Source organism: Falsiroseomonas sp. RANM36 (assembly GCF_056682175.1).
In genome coordinates this window covers 413,093-413,570 of record NZ_JBWXTD010000005.1, presented here as the reverse complement: position 1 = coordinate 413,570, position 478 = coordinate 413,093, and the positions used below count along the sequence as shown (strand labels likewise).

Below are 478 nucleotides of genomic sequence, written 5' to 3'. Positions count from 1 at the left end.
CCTTCGGCGATCCGCTCCACATGAACCGTGAGATGGCCCGGCCTGCCATCCGGCACGATGCGGCAGGCCTGGGTCCAATGCCGTGCGCCGGCACGGTGCAGCACGACGTAGAACAGCGAGGGCTCCAGGCGCCCGGCGCGCGTGCGCCAATCCGCCATGCCGAGGAAGACCGCGCGATCGTGCGGCCCGAGCAGCAACGAGAGATCCGGGGCGGTGCCCGCCGTATCGAACATGTCACCCTCCTGTGCGGAGCGTGACCGACGGCGGCGCTTCCCGAATGTTTGCCGGAATGGCCGCATCCCCCCTTTCGGAGGCGCCACCGTGCCCGGGAAGGCCGGTTGGCGTTGGGCGTCGGCCCAACTCCTGATGCAGTGCGCGTGGTAGCGCGGCGTGGCCGCCGGGCGCAAGCGGGGATGACGCCGCCTGCTGCGGCGTCTGCTGTGCGGCGAGAGGCCCAGCGCGGCCCCCCGGCTCGGCG

1 protein-coding gene and 1 riboswitch are annotated in these 478 nt (G+C 72.6%); the gene reads right to left on the bottom strand.

The annotated features are described in order from the left end of the window. Window positions 1-233 (bottom strand): hypothetical protein (locus AC1MIR_RS19995; protein WP_480029943.1); only part of this gene is annotated, 233 nt, incomplete at its 3' end. A 34-nt stretch (window positions 234-267) separates the two neighbouring features. After that, window positions 268-375, bottom strand: a riboswitch (SAM-I-IV-variant riboswitch). Window positions 376-478: the final 103 nt, after the last annotated feature.